This window comes from Microbacterium sp. AISO3, assembly GCF_002204305.1.
GTDB lineage: Bacteria > Actinomycetota > Actinomycetes > Actinomycetales > Microbacteriaceae > Microbacterium > Microbacterium arborescens.
Map to the genome: position 1 here is coordinate 1 of NZ_NHRF01000025.1, position 848 is coordinate 848.

The following is an 848-nucleotide window of genomic DNA, read 5'->3' on the forward strand; positions in this document are numbered from 1 at the left end:
ACAGCCGTGAGTGCCGGTGCACATGCGCATACAGTTGGTATTGGTGCGCACCAGCATCCGGTTGTTATCGGTGCTCATGCCCATTCTTTCAGTATTGGTTCACACGGACACACCATCACCGTTAACGCTGCGGGTAACGCGGAAAACACCGTCAAAAACATTGCATTTAACTATATTGTGAGGCTTGCATAATGGCATTCAGAATGAGTGAACAACCACGGACCATAAAAATTTATAATCTGCTGGCCGGAACTAATGAATTTATTGGTGAAGGTGACGCATATATTCCGCCTCATACCGGTCTGCCTGCAAACAGTACCGATATTGCACCGCCAGATATTCCGGCTGGCTTTGTGGCTGTTTTCAACAGTGATGAGGCATCGTGGCATCTCGTTGAAGACCATCGGGGTAAAACCGTCTATGACGTGGCTTCCGGCGACGCGTTATTTATTTCTGAACTCGGTCCGTTACCGGAAAATTTTACCTGGTTATCGCCGGGAGGGGAATATCAGAAGTGGAACGGCACAGCCTGGGTGAAGGATACGGAAGCAGAAAAACTGTTCCGGATCCGGGAGGCGGAAGAAACAAAAAAAAGCCTGATGCAGGTAGCCAGTGAGCATATTGCGCCGCTTCAGGATGCTGCAGATCTGGAAATTGCAACGAAGGAAGAAACCTCGTTGCTGGAAGCCTGGAAGAAGTATCGGGTGTTGCTGAACCGTGTTGATACATCAACTGCACCTGATATTGAGTGGCCTGCTGTCCCTGTTATGGAGTAATCGTTTTGTGATATGCCGCAGAAACGTTGTATGAAATAACGTTCTGCGGTTAGTTAGTATATTGTAAAGCTG

General features: G+C 48.1%; 1 protein-coding gene and 1 pseudogene. Both read left to right on the forward strand.

The features are described from left to right. Positions 1 to 192, forward strand: a pseudogene (locus CBF90_RS18635) (phage tail protein); the annotation flags it as partial. Further along, positions 192 to 776: a tail fiber assembly protein gene (locus CBF90_RS16060; protein WP_015979258.1), complete on the forward strand. Its 585-nt coding sequence runs from the start codon at positions 192 to 194 to the stop codon at positions 774 to 776. The pseudogene CBF90_RS18635 and the gene CBF90_RS16060, both read left to right, overlap by 1 nt. Positions 777 to 848: the final 72 nt, after the last annotated feature.

Excerpts from the sequence above, each read along its gene's own strand:
- CBF90_RS16060 (WP_015979258.1), top strand. The coding sequence starts at position 192 with ATGGCATTCAGAATGAGTGAACAACCACGGACCATAAAAATTTATAAT.